The 17,046-nt window shown below is 34.3% G+C and carries 15 protein-coding genes; 12 read left to right on the top strand and 3 right to left on the bottom strand.

Annotated elements, in window-relative coordinates; translation table 11 throughout:
- Positions 1-243 precede the first annotated feature (243 nt).
- From EKM79_RS11310 to EKM79_RS11285, 6 genes are all read left to right on the top strand, one after another.
- On the top strand, positions 244-1,326 hold the full coding sequence (locus tag EKM79_RS11310; protein WP_125568871.1) for an ABC transporter ATP-binding protein: 1,083 nt from the start codon (positions 244-246) through the stop codon (positions 1,324-1,326).
- Positions 1,319-2,260, top strand: coding sequence for a carbohydrate ABC transporter permease (locus EKM79_RS11305; RefSeq protein WP_125568869.1), 942 nt, complete (start codon positions 1,319-1,321; stop codon positions 2,258-2,260). The genes EKM79_RS11310 and EKM79_RS11305 overlap by 8 nt, the downstream gene beginning before the upstream one ends.
- Complete coding sequence (locus EKM79_RS11300) at positions 2,260-3,090, top strand: carbohydrate ABC transporter permease (protein ID WP_125568867.1); 831 nt, start codon at positions 2,260-2,262, stop codon at positions 3,088-3,090. Before EKM79_RS11305 ends, EKM79_RS11300 begins: the two co-directional genes overlap by 1 nt.
- A gap of 1 nt (position 3,091) precedes the next feature.
- Positions 3,092-4,450: an ABC transporter substrate-binding protein gene (locus EKM79_RS11295; protein WP_125568865.1), complete on the top strand. Its 1,359-nt coding sequence runs from the start codon at positions 3,092-3,094 to the stop codon at positions 4,448-4,450.
- 128 nt (positions 4,451-4,578) lie between these two features.
- A complete protein-coding gene (locus EKM79_RS11290; protein ID WP_125568863.1) occupies positions 4,579-4,998 on the top strand; it encodes a CopY/TcrY family copper transport repressor in 420 nt (139 codons plus the stop codon).
- Positions 4,998-7,064 (top strand): heavy metal translocating P-type ATPase, encoded by a 2,067-nt coding sequence (locus tag EKM79_RS11285; RefSeq protein WP_164506083.1) that lies wholly within the window; start codon positions 4,998-5,000, stop codon positions 7,062-7,064. Before EKM79_RS11290 ends, EKM79_RS11285 begins: the two co-directional genes overlap by 1 nt.
- A gap of 72 nt (positions 7,065-7,136) precedes the next feature.
- Here the strand turns inward: EKM79_RS11285 and EKM79_RS11280 are convergent, their stop codons facing one another.
- Together EKM79_RS11280 and EKM79_RS11275 are read right to left on the bottom strand one after the other, a co-directional pair.
- Positions 7,137-8,132, bottom strand: coding sequence for a sensor histidine kinase (locus tag EKM79_RS11280; RefSeq protein ID WP_125568862.1), 996 nt, complete (start codon positions 8,130-8,132; stop codon positions 7,137-7,139).
- Positions 8,133-8,143: 11 nt separating this feature from the next.
- Positions 8,144-8,818: a response regulator transcription factor gene (locus EKM79_RS11275; protein ID WP_125568860.1), complete on the bottom strand. Its 675-nt coding sequence runs from the start codon at positions 8,816-8,818 to the stop codon at positions 8,144-8,146.
- Between the two features lie 72 nt (positions 8,819-8,890).
- On the opposite strand from EKM79_RS11275, the gene EKM79_RS11270 reads away from it, so the two are divergent.
- Both EKM79_RS11270 and EKM79_RS11265 read left to right on the top strand, forming a co-directional pair.
- Complete coding sequence (locus EKM79_RS11270) at positions 8,891-9,667, top strand: ABC transporter ATP-binding protein (protein WP_125568858.1); 777 nt, start codon at positions 8,891-8,893, stop codon at positions 9,665-9,667.
- Positions 9,648-11,654 (top strand): FtsX-like permease family protein, encoded by a 2,007-nt coding sequence (locus tag EKM79_RS11265; protein WP_125568856.1) that lies wholly within the window; start codon positions 9,648-9,650, stop codon positions 11,652-11,654. Before EKM79_RS11270 ends, EKM79_RS11265 begins: the two co-directional genes overlap by 20 nt.
- Here EKM79_RS11265 and EKM79_RS11260 read toward each other — a convergent pair.
- Entirely contained in the window at positions 11,647-12,090 is a 444-nt protein-coding gene (locus EKM79_RS11260) for a hypothetical protein (RefSeq protein WP_125568854.1), read from the bottom strand. The two genes, EKM79_RS11265 and EKM79_RS11260, sit on opposite strands and share 8 nt — an antisense overlap.
- 41 nt (positions 12,091-12,131) lie before the next feature.
- Between EKM79_RS11260 and EKM79_RS11255 the strand changes: the two genes are divergently transcribed.
- The 4 genes from EKM79_RS11255 (at position 12,132) to EKM79_RS11240 (ending at position 16,943) form a co-directional block, all read left to right on the top strand.
- A complete protein-coding gene (locus EKM79_RS11255; protein ID WP_125568852.1) occupies positions 12,132-12,854 on the top strand; it encodes an MBL fold metallo-hydrolase in 723 nt (240 codons plus the stop codon).
- A gap of 259 nt (positions 12,855-13,113) precedes the next feature.
- Complete coding sequence (spxA, locus tag EKM79_RS11250) at positions 13,114-13,512, top strand: transcriptional regulator SpxA (protein WP_125568849.1); 399 nt, start codon at positions 13,114-13,116, stop codon at positions 13,510-13,512.
- Positions 13,513-13,772: 260 nt separating this feature from the next.
- Complete coding sequence (locus EKM79_RS11245) at positions 13,773-16,175, top strand: BspA family leucine-rich repeat surface protein (RefSeq protein ID WP_125568848.1); 2,403 nt, start codon at positions 13,773-13,775, stop codon at positions 16,173-16,175.
- 84 nt (positions 16,176-16,259) lie between these two features.
- Positions 16,260-16,943 carry an adaptor protein MecA gene (locus EKM79_RS11240; protein ID WP_125568873.1) on the top strand — a complete coding sequence of 228 codons (684 nt, stop codon included), beginning with the start codon at positions 16,260-16,262 and terminating at the stop codon, positions 16,941-16,943.
- Positions 16,944-17,046 lie beyond the last annotated feature (103 nt).

The following is a 17,046-nucleotide window of genomic DNA, read 5'->3' as shown; positions in this document are numbered from 1 at the left end:
GAACAGTGATGTTCTTTTTGTGTTAAAAGGGAATAAAAAAACTGGTATTGATTATTCATCAATACCAGAAAGTATAGAACCAATTTTTATTGGTTTAGAGCCTTTTTATTTCTATTTATTAATAAAAATAAAATATGTTATAGAAAATTTCTGAAAGTTTACACAAACTTTACAATAAATGGTAAAGAAATATACATTCATCCTACATACTTTAAGATACGAAATTTATATGGGGTGAATGTGATGTCTACAATTTTGAATCAAGTATCAAAGAATTATGGCGAATCTAATATTATCTTGAATAATGTTTCTGCCGAAATTGAAACCGGTGAATTTTTTGTTATCGTAGGTCCTTCTGGATGTGGAAAAAGTACTTTGCTACGTATGATTGCTGGATTAACAGAAATTTCAGATGGAGATATTAGTATTGATGGTCAAGTAGTGAATAATCTACAACCTAAGGATCGTAAGTTAACAATGGTTTTCCAAAGTTATGCACTATTTCCATTTTTGAATGTTTGGGATAACGTTGCGTTTGGCTTGAAAGCAAGAAAACTGGATCAAGCAGAGGTTCATCAACGTGTTAACGATGCTTTAGATATGGTAAGTTTGAGCGAATTAAAAGATCGTAAGCCACGTGAATTGTCTGGTGGACAAAGACAACGTGTAGCTCTAGCTCGTGCAGTTGCTAGTGATGCAAAAATCTGTTTAATGGATGAACCATTATCAAACTTAGATGCACAATTACGAGTTAAGATGCGTCAAGAAATTTATCAATTACAAAGAAAATTGGGACTTACTTTGATTTATGTTACTCATGATCAAGTAGAAGCAATGACAATGGCTGATCATATCATGGTTTTGAATGATCATGAAGTACAACAAATTGGAACACCAACAGAGATTTATCAACAACCAGCTAATGCATTTGTGGCTAACTTTTTTGGAACAGCGCTTATTAATGTTATGCCAGCACAAAAGTTTGATGATTATACATTAAATGTTGATGGTGATTTTCAAATTCGTATGGATCAAAAAATCACTGATGAGGCTACAAAGATTGGTATTCGCCCAGGAGAATTATCAATTGAAGCAGCTGATGAATTGACAGCTAATGCGACTGTAAAGAGTACAGAGTTCTTAGGTGATGAGACAATCGTATACGCAACTACTAATAGTGGACATGATATTCGTATTTTATTACCTGGAAAAGCAACACATGCGGCGTTTGAAAAGATCAAAATTAGTTCAAGCAACAATATTTTTCTTTTTGATGCAAATAACAAGCGTATTCCATTTGAAGCGGGGGACTTGGTAAATGCTTAAATCAACGACACCTACGATGGTTGAAGCTGGTACAAAAACAAAGAAGAAACATCGTACATTTTCATTAAATGCAAAAGATAAATATTACGCGTTATTATTCTTAGGTCCATCATTATTAATACTAAGTGTCTTTGTCTTTTATCCTATGCTAAGAACGCTCTACATTAGTATGTTTTTAACTAATACCTTAGGTAAGACAACGGTCTTTAATGGTTTAGGAAACTATACAGATTTATTAGGTTCACCAGAATATATTGCCAGTTTGGGTTCTACATTAGTTTACGTTTTCGCCGTAACAATTTTAACCGTAGGAATCGGCTTGTTATTAGCTAATTTAGCAAGTAAGCGACTACCAGGAATTGGAGTTTTTAGGACGCTCTATTCAGTAACTATGGGTGTTTCAGTTTCTGTCGCAGCTATTTTTTGGTTATTTATTTTTAATCCATCTACAGGATTTTTTGCACTTTTGAGTAATATGGTAGGACTGCCAGTTATTAACTGGTTAACGGATCCTACTATGGCAATGTGGGCGGTTATTATCACAACTGTGTGGATGAATTTAGGATTCACTTTCTTGATTTTGCTGGGAGCTATTTCATCGGTTCCAACTACTCTATACGAAGCAGCAAGTATCGAAGGTGCTTCAGAACGTCGTCAATTTTTTAAGATAACTGTACCGATGATTTCACCGACACTATTCTTTGTCTCAACAATTACTCTAATTGAAGGATTTAAGAGTTTTGGTTTGATTGATTTAATTACTAAGGGTGGTCCTACAAATTCAACTAATATGTTAGTTTATAGAATTTATAAGGATGCCTTTTATAGTGGTAATTATGCACAAGCTAGTTCGGAAGCAATTATTTTAACAGTTATTATTGCCTTCTTTACATTTTTACAATTCAAATTCTTAGAAAAACGGGTGAATTATTAATGATTAGTACAAACAAACCAAGCCGTTTGAATAAGATTGTTAGCTATACATTACTTTTGTTGTTGGCATTTGTAATTTTAGCTCCATTCTTTATTGGTATTTGGACAAGCTTTTTACCAACAATGGAAATTGCTAAAGGTAATTTCTTAAGTACGGATTTATCATTTAATAACTATGTTGCGGCATTTACTAAAACTCCAATATTGCGTTATCTAGCTAATAGTTTGGTAGTTTCTACTTTAACTATGGCAGCACAATTAGTTTTTTGTTCTATGAGTGCCTATGCATTCGTATTTTTAAAGTTTAAGTATCGTAATGCGATTTTTATTTTGTTCCTAATTACAATGATGCTTCCTTTTGAAGCGGAAATTATCCCTAATTTTACAACTGTTAAAAATTTGGGAATGCTAGATCACTATTCAGTTTTATTGATTCCGTTTCTAACTTCAGCTTTTGGAACTTTCATGTTGCGTCAATCATTTATGCAAACACCTAATGAATTGAAAGAAGCAGCTGATATAGAAGGCTTGAATCATTTCCAATTTTATTGGAATATTGTTTTACCTTATAACAAGGTAAGTTTAATTACATTAGGTGCTTATAGTTTCTTAGGCGCTTGGAATCAATACTTATGGCCAATGTTAACAACATTCAGTAACAATTCACGATTGATTCAAAATGGTCTTCGTCAATTGCAGTCAGAAGAAACATTCAATGACTGGGGCATGATTCAAGCTAGTGCAGCAATTATTGTTATTCCAACAATTCTTGTATTATTCATTGGACAACATTATTTTAAATCTGGAATGAATGAAGGAGCTGTTAAGTAAGATGAGCAAACGACTAAAAAACTCACTGATTTCATTGGCTTTGATAATTTCTGCCGTCTTTGTAGGAATTTTTACAACTAATAATCCTGTTAGATCATCTAGTTCATCGGATAGAACTCAAATTGTTTTCTGGCATGAGTTGGGTGGTGCATCAGAGGATGCGTTAGAAGAAGTTGTTAATGGATTTAATAAATCACAATCAAAATATGAAGTTGTTCCTAAGTATCAAGGATCATATGATGAAGCTATTCAAAAGATTCTTCAAACACATGGTACAAGTACATCACCTGCGGTATTTCAAGCGTTTGATATTGCTACTGCCCAAATGATACATAGTAAATACACAACCCCAGTTCAAAATTTCATTGATAAGGATCCTGACTTTGATATTGAAAAAATAGCGCCCGCTGCAAGATCATTTTATTCAAATGGTGGTAAGCAACAAGCTATGCCATTCAATACTTCACAACCAGTTCTTTATTACAATGCTTCTCTATTAAAGAAGTACAATATTACGCCACCACCAGTTTCACCAACATATTCAGATATTACTCGTGTTGCTAAGCAGTTATATGAACGTTCAGGACACAAAACAAAGGGTATGACTATTCAAATCTATGGTTGGTTGTTGGAACAAGCAACAACTAATGCTGGTACAGCATTAGCAAATAATAATAATGGTCACACTGGTATTCCAACTTCAGTTGATATGAATAATCCTTCAACTGTTAAGTTCTTAGAATGGATTCACGAGAATATTAAGTCTGGTGATTTTATTAATTACGGATCAGGTGCTAGTGCTGGTGCTAATCAAACGGCCGGTTTCTTAGCAGGTAAGGTTGGAATCTTTATTCAATCATCAGCAAGTATCGGTGAATTAACTGCTAATAATAAAGACAAACTAGGAATCACATATTTCCCACATCCAGATGGTCAAAAGGCTAACGGTGTTTCTATTGGTGGGGCAGCATTGTGGATTTCAAATGATAAGCCTAAAGCCGTACAACAAGGTGCATATGAATTTGCAAAATATGCTTTAAGTCCTGCAGTACAAGCACAATGGCAAAAATCAACAGGATATTTAGCACTAAATAAAGATTCACAAAAAGAAAAGATTCTTAAGGATCTTTATGCTAAGAACCCAGAAGCTAAAGTTCCAGGTCAACAGCTTGCGGATGCCAAACCTAACTATGTTAATTCGGGTATTCTTCTAGAGGGGATGCAAGTCACACGTCAACTTGAAGAAGTAGCCATGGAAGAATCATATAATGGTGGCGATATTCATAAGGCACTTAAAAAGGCTACTAAAAATGTTAACCAAAATATCAAGACATCTAATCGTGCAAATGGCTATAAATAAGTAATTTAATGAGTACATTCAAAAAAATTAATTTTGAATGTACTTTTTTCTTTACAACTTACGATTACAGTTGTAAACTATGAATCGTAATAAAGATTACAACTGTAAACGAAGAGGAAACAAATATTATGAAAGAAATTGAGAATATGACGAGGGCCGAGTGGCAAGTAATGAGAATTATTTGGACACTTGGAGAAGCAACAAGCAAACAAGTCATTGAAGTTCTGGAACGTAAGACGGATTGGAAACAAGCCACTATTAAAACTTTGATCATTCGTCTTCAAAAGAAGAATTTTTTAAAGGCTGATGAATCGAAGAGACCATATGTCTATCATCCTCAGATCGCAGAAGATGACGCAATTCATCAAAGTGTTAATAATATGTTTGATAGCCTTTGCTGTATGAGAAAGGGAAAAGCTATAGAAGATTTGGTAAAGAATTCTGATATATCAAAGGGTGATATTCAAGATTTGATTAGTTTGTTAGTGGACAAAAAAAAGACCGCACCTGAAAATGTTGAGTGTGATTGTTTGGAGGCAACAGCATAATGAAAGATATGAAAAGTGAAAAGATGGATATGCATGATATGAGTGGTATGGATCACGGCAGTATGGATGGTATGGATATGAGCAGTGGTGGTCATATGATGATGAATCATGGTGGCATGATGATGGACATGGGAGATTTGAGAAAGAAGTTTTGGGTTTCTTTAATTTTGGCAATTCCAGTATTTATCCTGTCTCCATTTATGGGATTGAATTTGCCATTTCAATTTAAATTTCCAGGTTCTAGCTGGATCGTAATGATTCTTAGTTCCATCCTGTTTTTCTACGGTGGTAAACCATTCTTAACAGGTGCAAGAGGTGAATTGAAGGCAAAGAAGCCAGCCATGATGACGCTGATCACAATGGGTATCAGTGTTGCTTATATTTATAGTTTATATGCTTTTATTATGGTAAATATTGTTCGCACCGGTCAAAATATTATGGACTTTTTCTGGGAGTTAGCTTCATTAATCGTAATTATGTTGCTGGGTCACTGGATTGAAATGAAGTCCACTATGAGTGCTGGTAATGCGTTACAAAAGATTGCATCTCTAGTTCCAAGTCAAGTACATATGGTTCACGATGAAAAAACAATGGATCATGATATTTCAATGGTTAAAACCGGTGATATCGTTGAAGTTCGTGCTGGTGAATCAGTTCCACTTGATGGTGAGATTATCAGCGGACAAAGCTACATTAATGAATCATTAATTACAGGTGAATCAAAAGCTGTTAAGAAATCTCTTGGTGATAAAGTTGTCGGAGGTTCGATTAACGGTGAAGGTACAATTAGAGTTCAAGTTACAAAGACTTCAAGTGAAGGTTACTTGTCACAAATTAGTAAGTTAGTTTCAGATGCACAAAGCAATAAGTCTAAGACACAAATGTTAGCTGATAAAGTTTCAGGTTGGTTATTCTATGCCGCTGTGACTGTTGGATTGATTGCATTCGTATACTGGTTGATCTTTGGAGATATGAATCTTGCTCTAATGCGTTTAGTAACAGTTTTAGTTATTGCATGTCCTCATGCACTAGGATTGGCTATTCCATTAGTTATGGCACGTAGTACTTCTATTGCTGCTACAAATGGTTTGATTATTCGTGATAATCAAGCAATCGAAAATAGTCGTAAGATTGATTATATTGCAATGGATAAGACAGGTACTTTGACAGAAGGTAAGTTTACAGTTAATGGTTTGCAGGCTTCTGGAGATATGGATACAGACCAAGTTTTATCATTAATTGCTGGTATTGAAAGTGGTTCAAGTCATCCAATTGCTAATGGTGTCGTTGAGTATGCTAAAGAACAAAAAATTGATGCCGCTCAGCTTGATGATATTCAAGCTATCAAAGGTTATGGTATGAGCGCTACTAAGGATTCACACAAGTATTTGTTGATTAATATGAAATATCTACAAGCTCATAATATGGAATTCGATAAGACAGACGCTCAACAATATTTGGATAAAGGAAATACTATTAGTTACTTAGTTGTTGACGATAAGGTTGTTGGATTCGTTGCATTAGGTGATACTATCAAAGCCAACTCTGTTAAATTCATTAAGGATTTAAAGGCTAGAAATATTACCCCTATCATGTTAACTGGTGATAACAAAGAAGCTGCTGCTTCATTTGCAAAACAACTTGGTATTGATGAGTTTAAGGCTGAGTTGCTTCCAGAAGACAAGCACAAGATCATTAAGAATCTTGAATTAGAAGGACATCATGTCATGATGGTCGGTGATGGTATCAATGATGCTCCAAGTTTGGCAAGTGCTACTATTGGTGTTGCTATTGGTGCTGGTACTGATGTTGCTATCGATTCTGCCGATGTCGTTCTATACAACTCAGATCCAAGTGATATTACTAAGTTTCTTAACTTATCTGCTAGAACATACCGCAAGACAGTTGAGAATCTATGGTGGGGAGCTGGATACAATATCTTAGCTATTCCATTAGCTGCCGGAATTCTTGCTGGTGTCGGATTTGTCCTAAGTCCAGCTGTTGGTGCCGTAGTAATGTCATTATCAACAGTGATTGTTGCACTCAATGCTATGACACTTCGTTAATAATTTAGTATAGTTTAAAAAAGATCAGTAATCCGATTTGGATTACTGATCTTTTTGTTTGGACCTTTTAGGTTATTGTTGATAATAAGGTAAATCTAAAAAGGTAATGATAGTCTCAGTACCAGATTCCATTGCTGATTTAATTTCAATCTTGTGACCTAATTTATCAATCATCTTCTTCACCAAGTACAATCCGATACCAGTAGATCTGCTTCCAGATTTACGACCGTTATCGCCAGTGAATCCTTTATTAAATACACGACTAATATCTTTGTCCGCAATTCCGACCCCATTATCTTTGATATGAAGTTCAATATTATTATTACTGTTAGTCGTGAAGATTTCGATTTTCCCACCTTGATCGGTATATTTCAAACTATTAGTGATAATTTGATTGAGGATAAAGCTCAACCATTTTTCATCAGTTAAAACCTTTTCGTCAGTAACGTCTATGTTAATACCAATACGTTTAGAAATGAACAATCGCTTGTTGGTTCTGATGGCCGATTTGACGATATTATTCAAATCTTGTTCTTGAATCAGATAATCGTTAGAAAAATTATTGAGTCTAGCAAAATATAAAGCTTGATCAACCAAATAATCTATTTGGTCAATTTCTTCATCAATCAACGCTTTATCTAATTCGCTGTCTTGTGACAATTTCAAAGCTGCCAATGGAACTTTAATGTCGTGAACCCAAGATTCAGTATATTCTTGCTGATCATGTTGATTTTGGTATAGTTCGGTCAATTCATTGCGATATTCAAGTGCAATATTGTTGATTTTTTCCTGAATGAATTTTTGTTCATTATTGGATGCACCGTGCAATTCCTTGGACAAATCCTCTTCATAATTATCCAACAGTTCATACCAGCTTCTTTTACGAAGGTAGGCAAATATTAGTCCCAAGAAAGAGAATAATACCGCAATTATCCATGAATAAATTAATGTTCCGGTTTGAAATTTAACTCGTGGATCGAGAAATAAAATTGATTCAATAAAAGTGACACTCAGTAGGATAGATAGTAGTGATAGTAAATGGTCACGTAAATATTTAAAGAAAGTCATATTAGCCTCACTTAAGGGATGATGTATCCTTGTCCAACTTTAGTTACAATGTAATTCTTTAATCCAAATTTTTCTATTTTACCACGCAGACGATTAATATTGACGGTTAAAGTATTGTCATCAACGAATCGTTCGTCATCCCACATAAAGTTGAGTAGTTGCTCACGTGTTACGATTTTTCCTTGATCACGCAATAGTCTCTGTAGCAATTTGTACTCGTTTTTTGATAGATCAATCTTATCAGAGCCAATTTCGACTGTTCCACTGGATAAGTTTAATTTCAGCCCATTGTGTTCAATGATGTCGCTGGTATTTTTTGTGAAGTCATAAGTTCTGCGTAATAGTGCATTGATCTTGGCAACTAAAATGTCGACGGAGAATGGTTTTTCAACGAAATCATCAGCCCCCATGTTCATTGCCATGATTTGATCCATATTAGAATTTCTAGATGAAATAATTATTATTGGTGTTTTAGATACTTTGCGTATTTCCTGATTCCAATAGTAGCCATCATAGACTGGTAAATTAATATCCAGCAATACTAAATCAGGCTTGTATTCATTGAATTCTTCCATAACTTTGTTGAAATCTTCAATGATATGCGTATCGATTTGCCACTTCTCAAGATTCTCACTGATTAATGTAGCAATGGAATGATCGTCTTCAACAATCATAATTTTGGCCATTGTGAAACCCCCTCGTGCTAGAATAAAGACACTAACTATTATAATAACAATATTATCTTAATTATTGGAGAAATTAACGTGCAAATTATCGTAAAGAATATTGCCAAAGACTATGGCAAACGACTGAATGCGGTTCATGCCATTAAGGATATCAGCTTAGAAGTAAAAAAGGGTGAGTTCCTAGGAATTATGGGACCAAGTGGTGCAGGTAAATCAACATTACTAAACATGATCTCAACAAATGAGCGTCCAGATCACGGTCAAGTCATTATTGATGACATTGATATGACACAATTACACGATCGAGAATTAGCTAGGTATCGTCGTAATAAAATGGGATTTATATACCAAAGCTTCGAATTGCTCGATTCGTTAAATGTTAAAGAAAATATTATTCTACCATTAGCTCTTAATCATGCGAATAAAAAATTAATCGAGTCGCGTGTTAAACATTTAAATTATTTATTGAATATCGAGAAGTTAAGTAAGCGTAATGTTGATGATCTCTCGCTTGGCCAACGTCAACTTGTTTCGGCCGCACGTGCACTTATCAATAATCCCGAAATTTTGTTTGCGGATGAGCCAACTGGAAGTTTGGATTCTAAATCGGCCACAATCTTGTTGAATTACATGCAAGTTATTAATCAACGAGAGAATGCCACAATTTTAATGGCAACACATGATGCCTTTACGGCCAGTTATTGCAGTCGAGTAGTTTTCATCAAGGATGGAACTATTTTCTCTGAAATAGTTAATTCTGGTGAACGAGAGGATTTCTTTGAACAAATAATTAACATGCAACGTACGATTGGGGGCGGAAGTTATTTCAATGTATCTGAAAATAATTAGACGCAGCCTAGCCAAGATGCATGACAGTTACCTGATTTATATCTTATCTTGTAGTTTTGCGATTGGTATATTCAGTATTCTGATCTCACTAACTAATAATAAGATAATGAAGCACGATGTCAGTATGTGGCGTACATCACTGATGCCAATCGTCTTTTCACTTAGTTTGGTTTTTGCTGTTTCAGCGTTTATTTATATGGCCTATGTTGGTGGGTTCTTTATTAAACAACAACGTCATGAGTTTTTGACGTTTCAAAAGCTCGGGATGTCGAAGATTACAATAACTATCATTGGATTCTTACAAACATTAGTTATCCAATTTCTCGCTTGGGTGTTAGGTATCATCGAAGCCCTTATTTTTCAAAAGTTTTTTGGGATGCTGTTATTGTATTTGATGCATGTCCGAATAAACTTCACTGCATATTTGCGAGTCAATAGTTTAATAACATTATTACAAATTGCAGGATATGCCATTGTGGCTTTCAGTTTGATCAATGCTGTTAGAACGTATCGTATTGTGAGAAATAATAAGCCTAAGCAGCGAAAGGTTAACTTTTGGTTGCGAATACCTGCAGGAACTTTAGGTATTGTTCTCTTTGTTAGTGCATTGGCGGTAAATATTAGCATGTTCGCAAGTTTCGAGGATTATGGCTTTAACGGTTATACTGACAGAATCGTTATCCAGATAATTTATATTCTTTTTGGATTTTTCTTTGGAACTTACTTAATATATTTTGGATTCTTACCAGTATTGTTAACAATTTTACAAAAAATAAAACGACTTTCATATTCAGGACTTAACATGTTCAGCTTCAAATATCTTAAAGGTCGTTTGAAAAGAAATACGTCAGTATTATGGTTTGTGACGGAGTTATCTGCTATGGCATTGATGCTATTAACAGTTTGTTATTTTGGATATCAATTGATTTATGATAATTACCATTCTGAGTATCCATTTGCTTTGACTGCCAACAGCGACACAGTAGACGATGTTAGAGATACGATTAAAAATAGTAAGACTAAAGTAAAAAAAGAGTATCATTCAAAAATCAAAACTACTTTGGTATCGACTCTTGATCCATCAGGTCACATCTATGTACAACGTCCAGCATCTTTTATGTCATATTCTGAGTACATGAGGTTACCGGATAAGATTCGTGCAAGTAACCCCTATATTAATCCAAAGCAGTTTATGAGAATAGGTTTTGGTAATGATGAAACATTTGGATTCTCCGATCATAAAGTGGAATGGAACGTTAAAGGTGCCAAAAAAATTACAACCAGAAAAAATGGTTCTTCATTTCCGTATGGTGGAGGAATGTTTGCTGGATCACTAATGATCGTACCAGACAAATATTATAAGAACTTGCCCACAAAAGTCACTGATACTTTCTATGGCTGGTATTTCAAACATGGGGATAAATTATCCAAGGAACAAGTAAAACAGCTTGATAAGCATCGATATGCCTATATAGTCAATGTTGAGGCTAAATCTAGTTTAGAAGATTCAACATTGACTATTAAAAAGTACAATCAAGCTCGCATGGGTGAAAATGATTATATCCAGTCGGGCTTTGTAAGGCAGGAAAGTGCCAAACGCCATTTGAATCAGATTGTTGGATTTTTTATTTTTATGATAACAATATTTAGTATTGCACTCTTAATTGCGTTGGGCAGTGTCTTGACACTGCGGATATTATTGAGGGATGATCATGAGTGGAGACAATTGAGGACACTCAAAAAAATCGGGGTCAGCAATCGAGAAATTCGCAGTATCGTTCTAAGCGAAAATGCCCTGACTTTTGTGATCCCAATAGTCTTTGCCATAATGCAGGCGTATGCCTTAATTTTATTGGCAGATAATGGTGCTAGGCCACTGCGTAATGAATTTATAATGATAGTTGTCAGTTATGTGATCCTGTACGGAATAATTGGAATTATTACATATTTGATCTCATGGCGTAGCGTTAAGCGTAGAATTAACTGATAACTTGGTATGCCTTAGTAAAGAATCCAAATGGCACTTTTGAATCAGAGCGTATACCATTATCAATTTCATTTTGGATATATTTTTGGCCATCTTCCAAATGTGTTTGGTTATCAAAGGTACTGATTATCAAATATTCTTGGAGATTATCACGTAGTTGATATATCGAAGAATTATAGTTGATTTTTTCTGTATCTATGAATTTACTTTGAAATAATGACGATTGATCAACATTAAATTTGAGATATGTCAATAAATACACCTTGTCGACAGAATCCATGAATCCAGTCAGCTTGCGGTATTGCCCATTTCTGGTTAATTCTTTTATCAAAAGATGGTCTGTATTATCATCGAATAAGGGTTTTAATAAAGTATCAGCAGAATCTTGCTGACTCTTTAAAAATGAATATGTGCCTAACTTTAATGTTATGTTCATGATCTTGAAATCCTTTCATTAAAAATTTTTGGAGGTTTTCTATGTTAGTTACAGTATTAGGTTATTATGGAGGATACCCATACAAGGGTATTGGTACTTCAGGGTACTTATTGAGAGATGATGACTTCAACGTGTTGATCGATTGTGGTAGTGGAGTTCTTAATGAATTATCGAACTTTATCTCACCAACAGATCTTGATGCTGTCGTCTTATCTCACTATCACCACGATCATACCGCTGATGTTGGTGTTTTGCAGTATAATTGGCTCGCAGCCAAGAAACCTGAACCACTTCCAATTTACGGTCATACTCAAGACTTTGTCAACTTTGCTCAATTAACAAGTGAGGGAGCAAGCAAGGGTATCGCGTACAATGATTATGAGCCGACTGAAATTGGACCTTTCAAATTTGAATTTATGCGTACGATTCATCCAGTACCGGCCTACGCAATGAGAATTACAAAGGGCGATAAGACAATTGTTTATACTGCTGATACTACTTACTTTGATGGTTTAGTGGACTTTGCTAAGGGTGCTGACCTCTTGATTACAGATACTAATTTTCCAGAAGATGTCACAGGTAGAAAGTGGCATATGAATACAAAGGAATCAGGTACCTTGGCGAAGGACGCTGGTGTTAAGAGATTAATGATCAGCCACTTACCACAAACAGTTGATTCCAATACTATGTTAGAACAATCACAAAAGTACGCAGGTGATATTCCCGTGATGAGTGCTTTTGCAGAGCTTGAAATTAACGTTTAACATGATGGCTGATAGTATAAGTTTTCCATATATATCCATAAATTATAACTAATACAATAAATAATTTTATATTTATGTAACTTGTGAACCTATTACACAAACATTGATATTAAAGGTGCTATTTTTCACAATATACGATTTGTAGAACAGATATTCGTAGTTTTTATACTAAAAAGTATAGATTTTATTTTAGTATTAAGGTAAAATATTTATGTGTTCAAATAGTATTGAATAATACACTAGAAAAGGAGAGATTATAATGGTAACTATTTATACATCTCCAAGTTGCACTTCATGCCGTAAAGCAAAGGCTTGGCTCGAAGAACATGACATTCCTTACAAAGAAAGAAATATTTATTCAGAACCTTTAAACAAACAAGAAATTCAACAAGTACTACAAATGACAGAAAACGGGACTGAAGAAATTATTTCAACACGTTCCAAAGCATTCCAAAATCTAGATGTTGATCTTGATGATTTAACAATTGATCAATTATTAACATTAGTTCAAGAAAATCCTGGATTGCTAAAACGTCCTATTATCATGAATGACAAACGTCTCCAAGTTGGTTTTAATGAGGACGAGATTAGAAGATTCTTGCCAAGAAGTGTTAGAACTATGGAGTTACAAAAAGCTCAACTCATGGCTGGTTTATAGAATTAGTTATTAGTTGATTTATACCTACTATACATCGTGTATGGTGGGTATTTTTTTATGTTCTTGTTTGAATTGAAAGTGCCATAAAATTGATAGATAATACACACATTTAGCCTATCTGTGTATTATCTCATATGGATATTTACTAAATGTCGATAATAATAAAATGTTTTTATAAAAGTTGACGTAAAATCTCATGAATATATTGATAAAATGATATTACTTAGGGAGATAACGATTATAAGGCGGATATAAAAATTATGATTGGGTTAAAAAAAGAACATGTAAAAAGATTGCTAAGTTTAGTTATTATTTCTGGTGGGGTCTTATTTGGTTTGGGATTGCCACAAATGGTTAAAGCAGATGACGCTGATATTGCACCTACTTCTGATATTCAAGGTTTACTGAATCAAAATAGTGCTGTTATCCAAAATGCACCCAGTACTCAAAGTGAACCAGTAAATACAATTGCTCCACTAGCATCAACCATAACTGCTAGTGGTACTTTTGGCACTTGTAATTGGGATATTGATGAGAATGGGCTGCTTACCATTCACGCTGGAGTTTTGGGAGCTGGGATGGGTAATTGGGTTACTGATGGAAACGTGAATGATACTATTACCAATGTTGTTTGTGATCCAGGAGTGGTTGCTAATGCGTCCTCGGCTCATCTATTTAATGGCTTAAAGAGTGTTCAAACAATTGATGTAAATAATATGGATACCAGTAATATTATTGATATGCAACATATGTTTTCCGTTAGTTACAAAAATTCAACAGGCTTAGTTCAGAATAATATTACTCTTACTAAAATTATTGGGCTGGAGAATCTCAATACTGGAAAGGTTGAAGATATGGATAATTTATTTTATAAAGATACTAAGTTGCCTAGCATAAATGTTTCTGGTTTTGATACTTCAAATGTTACAAATATGAGCTATATGTTCTACGATAATACTAACCTTACTGAAATTATTGGATTAGATAAGTTCAATACTGGTAAGGTTGTTAATTTTGCTAGTATGTTTTATGGTGTATCGAATTTAACTCAATTGGACGGAATAGAAAATTGGGATATTAGTAACGCAAATACTATTGGTACTATGTTTAGCAATATGAAGAAACTCAAGCATTTGAATTTATCTAACTGGAATACTTCAAATGTTACTGACATGAGTCAAACGTTTTATTTTTGTGAAAGATTAACTGAGCTGGATGGGCTAAAAAACTGGGATACTTCAAAAGTGACTAATATGACTGGTACTTTTTATGGAAATACAATGAATAATAACTTACACGACGTCGAGGGATGGGATACTTCACAAGTTAAAGATATGAGTTTCCTTTTTGATTATTGTCTTAACTTAGATTATATTGATTTAACGAATTGGGATACTTCACAAGTTAGAAAAATGAACAATATGTTTTCACACATGAATAAAATTACAAAGATAATAGGTATTGAGAAATTAAACACTAGTAATGTCACGAATATGCATAGTATGTTTGAAGTTAATAGTATAGAGAATCTAAATTTAAAAAGTTTTGATACTTCAAAAGTAACCGATATGGCATCTATGTTTTCCGACTCCATGGCAAAGGATATATCTGGTGATTTTGATACATCTCAAGTCACCAGTATTCAAAACATATTTTATAAGTCGGGTATTGATGATTACAATAATTTAGATTTAAATGTAACAGACTGGAATTTATCCAAATGTCGTGATTTTACTAATGCATTTAATTGCAACCTGAATTTACAATCGATAGATTTATCCAAATGGGATACTAGAAGTGTAACAAATATTAACTATATGTTTTATGCTGATACAAATTTAAAATATATAAATTTATCAGGTTGGAATACGAGCAATTTAACAAATATGGTACAAGCATTCACTAACAATAGTAGTTTGAGAGAATTAAACTTGTCTAATTGGGATACTAGTAAGGTAGTGAATATGGGGTCAATATTTGGGCAGGATGATAAATTATGGAAAATAACAATTGGTCCCAAGACAAAACTAGTAAGCGTTGGTGGGTTCGGTGCTTCATATCCCACACCACCAGCAAAAAGCACAGAAATAGATGATCCTAATACTGATCAAAAATACTATAGTATCAGTGACAAATGGCAAAAGGTTGATCCTGATAATGGTGGAACTGATCATGACCCAGCGGGAAAGTTATACGGTCCAAGTGAGATGGATACAGATCAAAGAACTGACAATACAACATATGTCTGGCAACAACAGCCTTATATTGATGTTTCAATGAGTGTTCCGGATTTATCATATGGTCAAGCCTCAGCCAACCAAGGAATCGTCCGGCGTGAACAAGACAATTGGGCAATTACATTCAACAATAACGTTTATCCCGACACAACGTTGGATACAAAAATATCAGTTAATATGGAAAGTCCATTGTCTGATACAAACGGTGATACATTAGATAATTCATTCATATTCCGTGATAATAATGACAATGATTCCGTTATAGGCACATCGCCAACTCTTATATATGATGGCAAGGTGGCAACTGGAGAACAGATGTTATCTTGGGATAGTAAACATGGATTCTTGATGAATTTACATGACTATTCGATACAGAATGGCATATACACCACAAGGCTGGACTGGACAATGGTTAATAGCGTATAATTTTGTCTAAATATACAGAGGTTTCTTTACTTTACAAAGTTTATGAGACTGTTAAAATGTAGATACAGAATTGAGGTGACTATGATGGAAATGGATCGACTTAATGAGAACACAATCAGAGTCATTCTTAGTACGCAGGATTTGCAAGATCGTGGAGTAACTGTGCTTGATCTCTTGGGAAACAAGAAACAGATCGAATCATTTTTCTACAGTATTTTGGATGAAGTTGATAAGGACCACGTTTTCTCTAACAATGAACCGGTAACTTTTCAGATTATGCCAAATAAACAGGGTTTGGAGTTACTTATTAGCAAGAGTGACGATGTTGATGACGCTGGTTCATTGCCATTAAATACGTTACAAAATTCAAATGATGAAAGTACTGATAATAATCAATTTGAATATGATAATAGTAAGTTAGGTAACGATGAGTATGACGAGGATACTGCACCGTACTTGAATGATCCTGATACACCTACAAAGGCAATTATTGTTGAATTTAAAGATTTTGAAGATTACGTTCAACTCGCTGATTTGTTGCACCTAGAGAGTGGAGTTTCTAATTTATGGGAATATCAAGGTAAGTATTACTTGCAATTAGTCCTGTTTACTGAAGAAATGCACGATATGACTTACAACGACGTTATGGCGATGTTAAGTGAGTATAGTTATAAGACTAAGGTGACAGCTGCTGTATTGTCAGAGTACGGTAAAGAAGTTATGAGTAACACAGCATTAGAGTTAACAAGACATTATTTTAAGAATTAAGAGTCGTTATGGCGGCTCTTTTTTTGGGCTCTATGTCAAATAGTATTGGTGAGACATCTTAGAGCAATTTCCACACTAGAAATGGTGTGGATTTTTTTATGCC

It is taken from the genome of Companilactobacillus insicii, from assembly GCF_003946015.1.
GTDB classification, from domain to species: domain Bacteria; phylum Bacillota; class Bacilli; order Lactobacillales; family Lactobacillaceae; genus Companilactobacillus; species Companilactobacillus insicii.
This window is presented reverse-complemented; position numbering and strand designations above follow the sequence as displayed.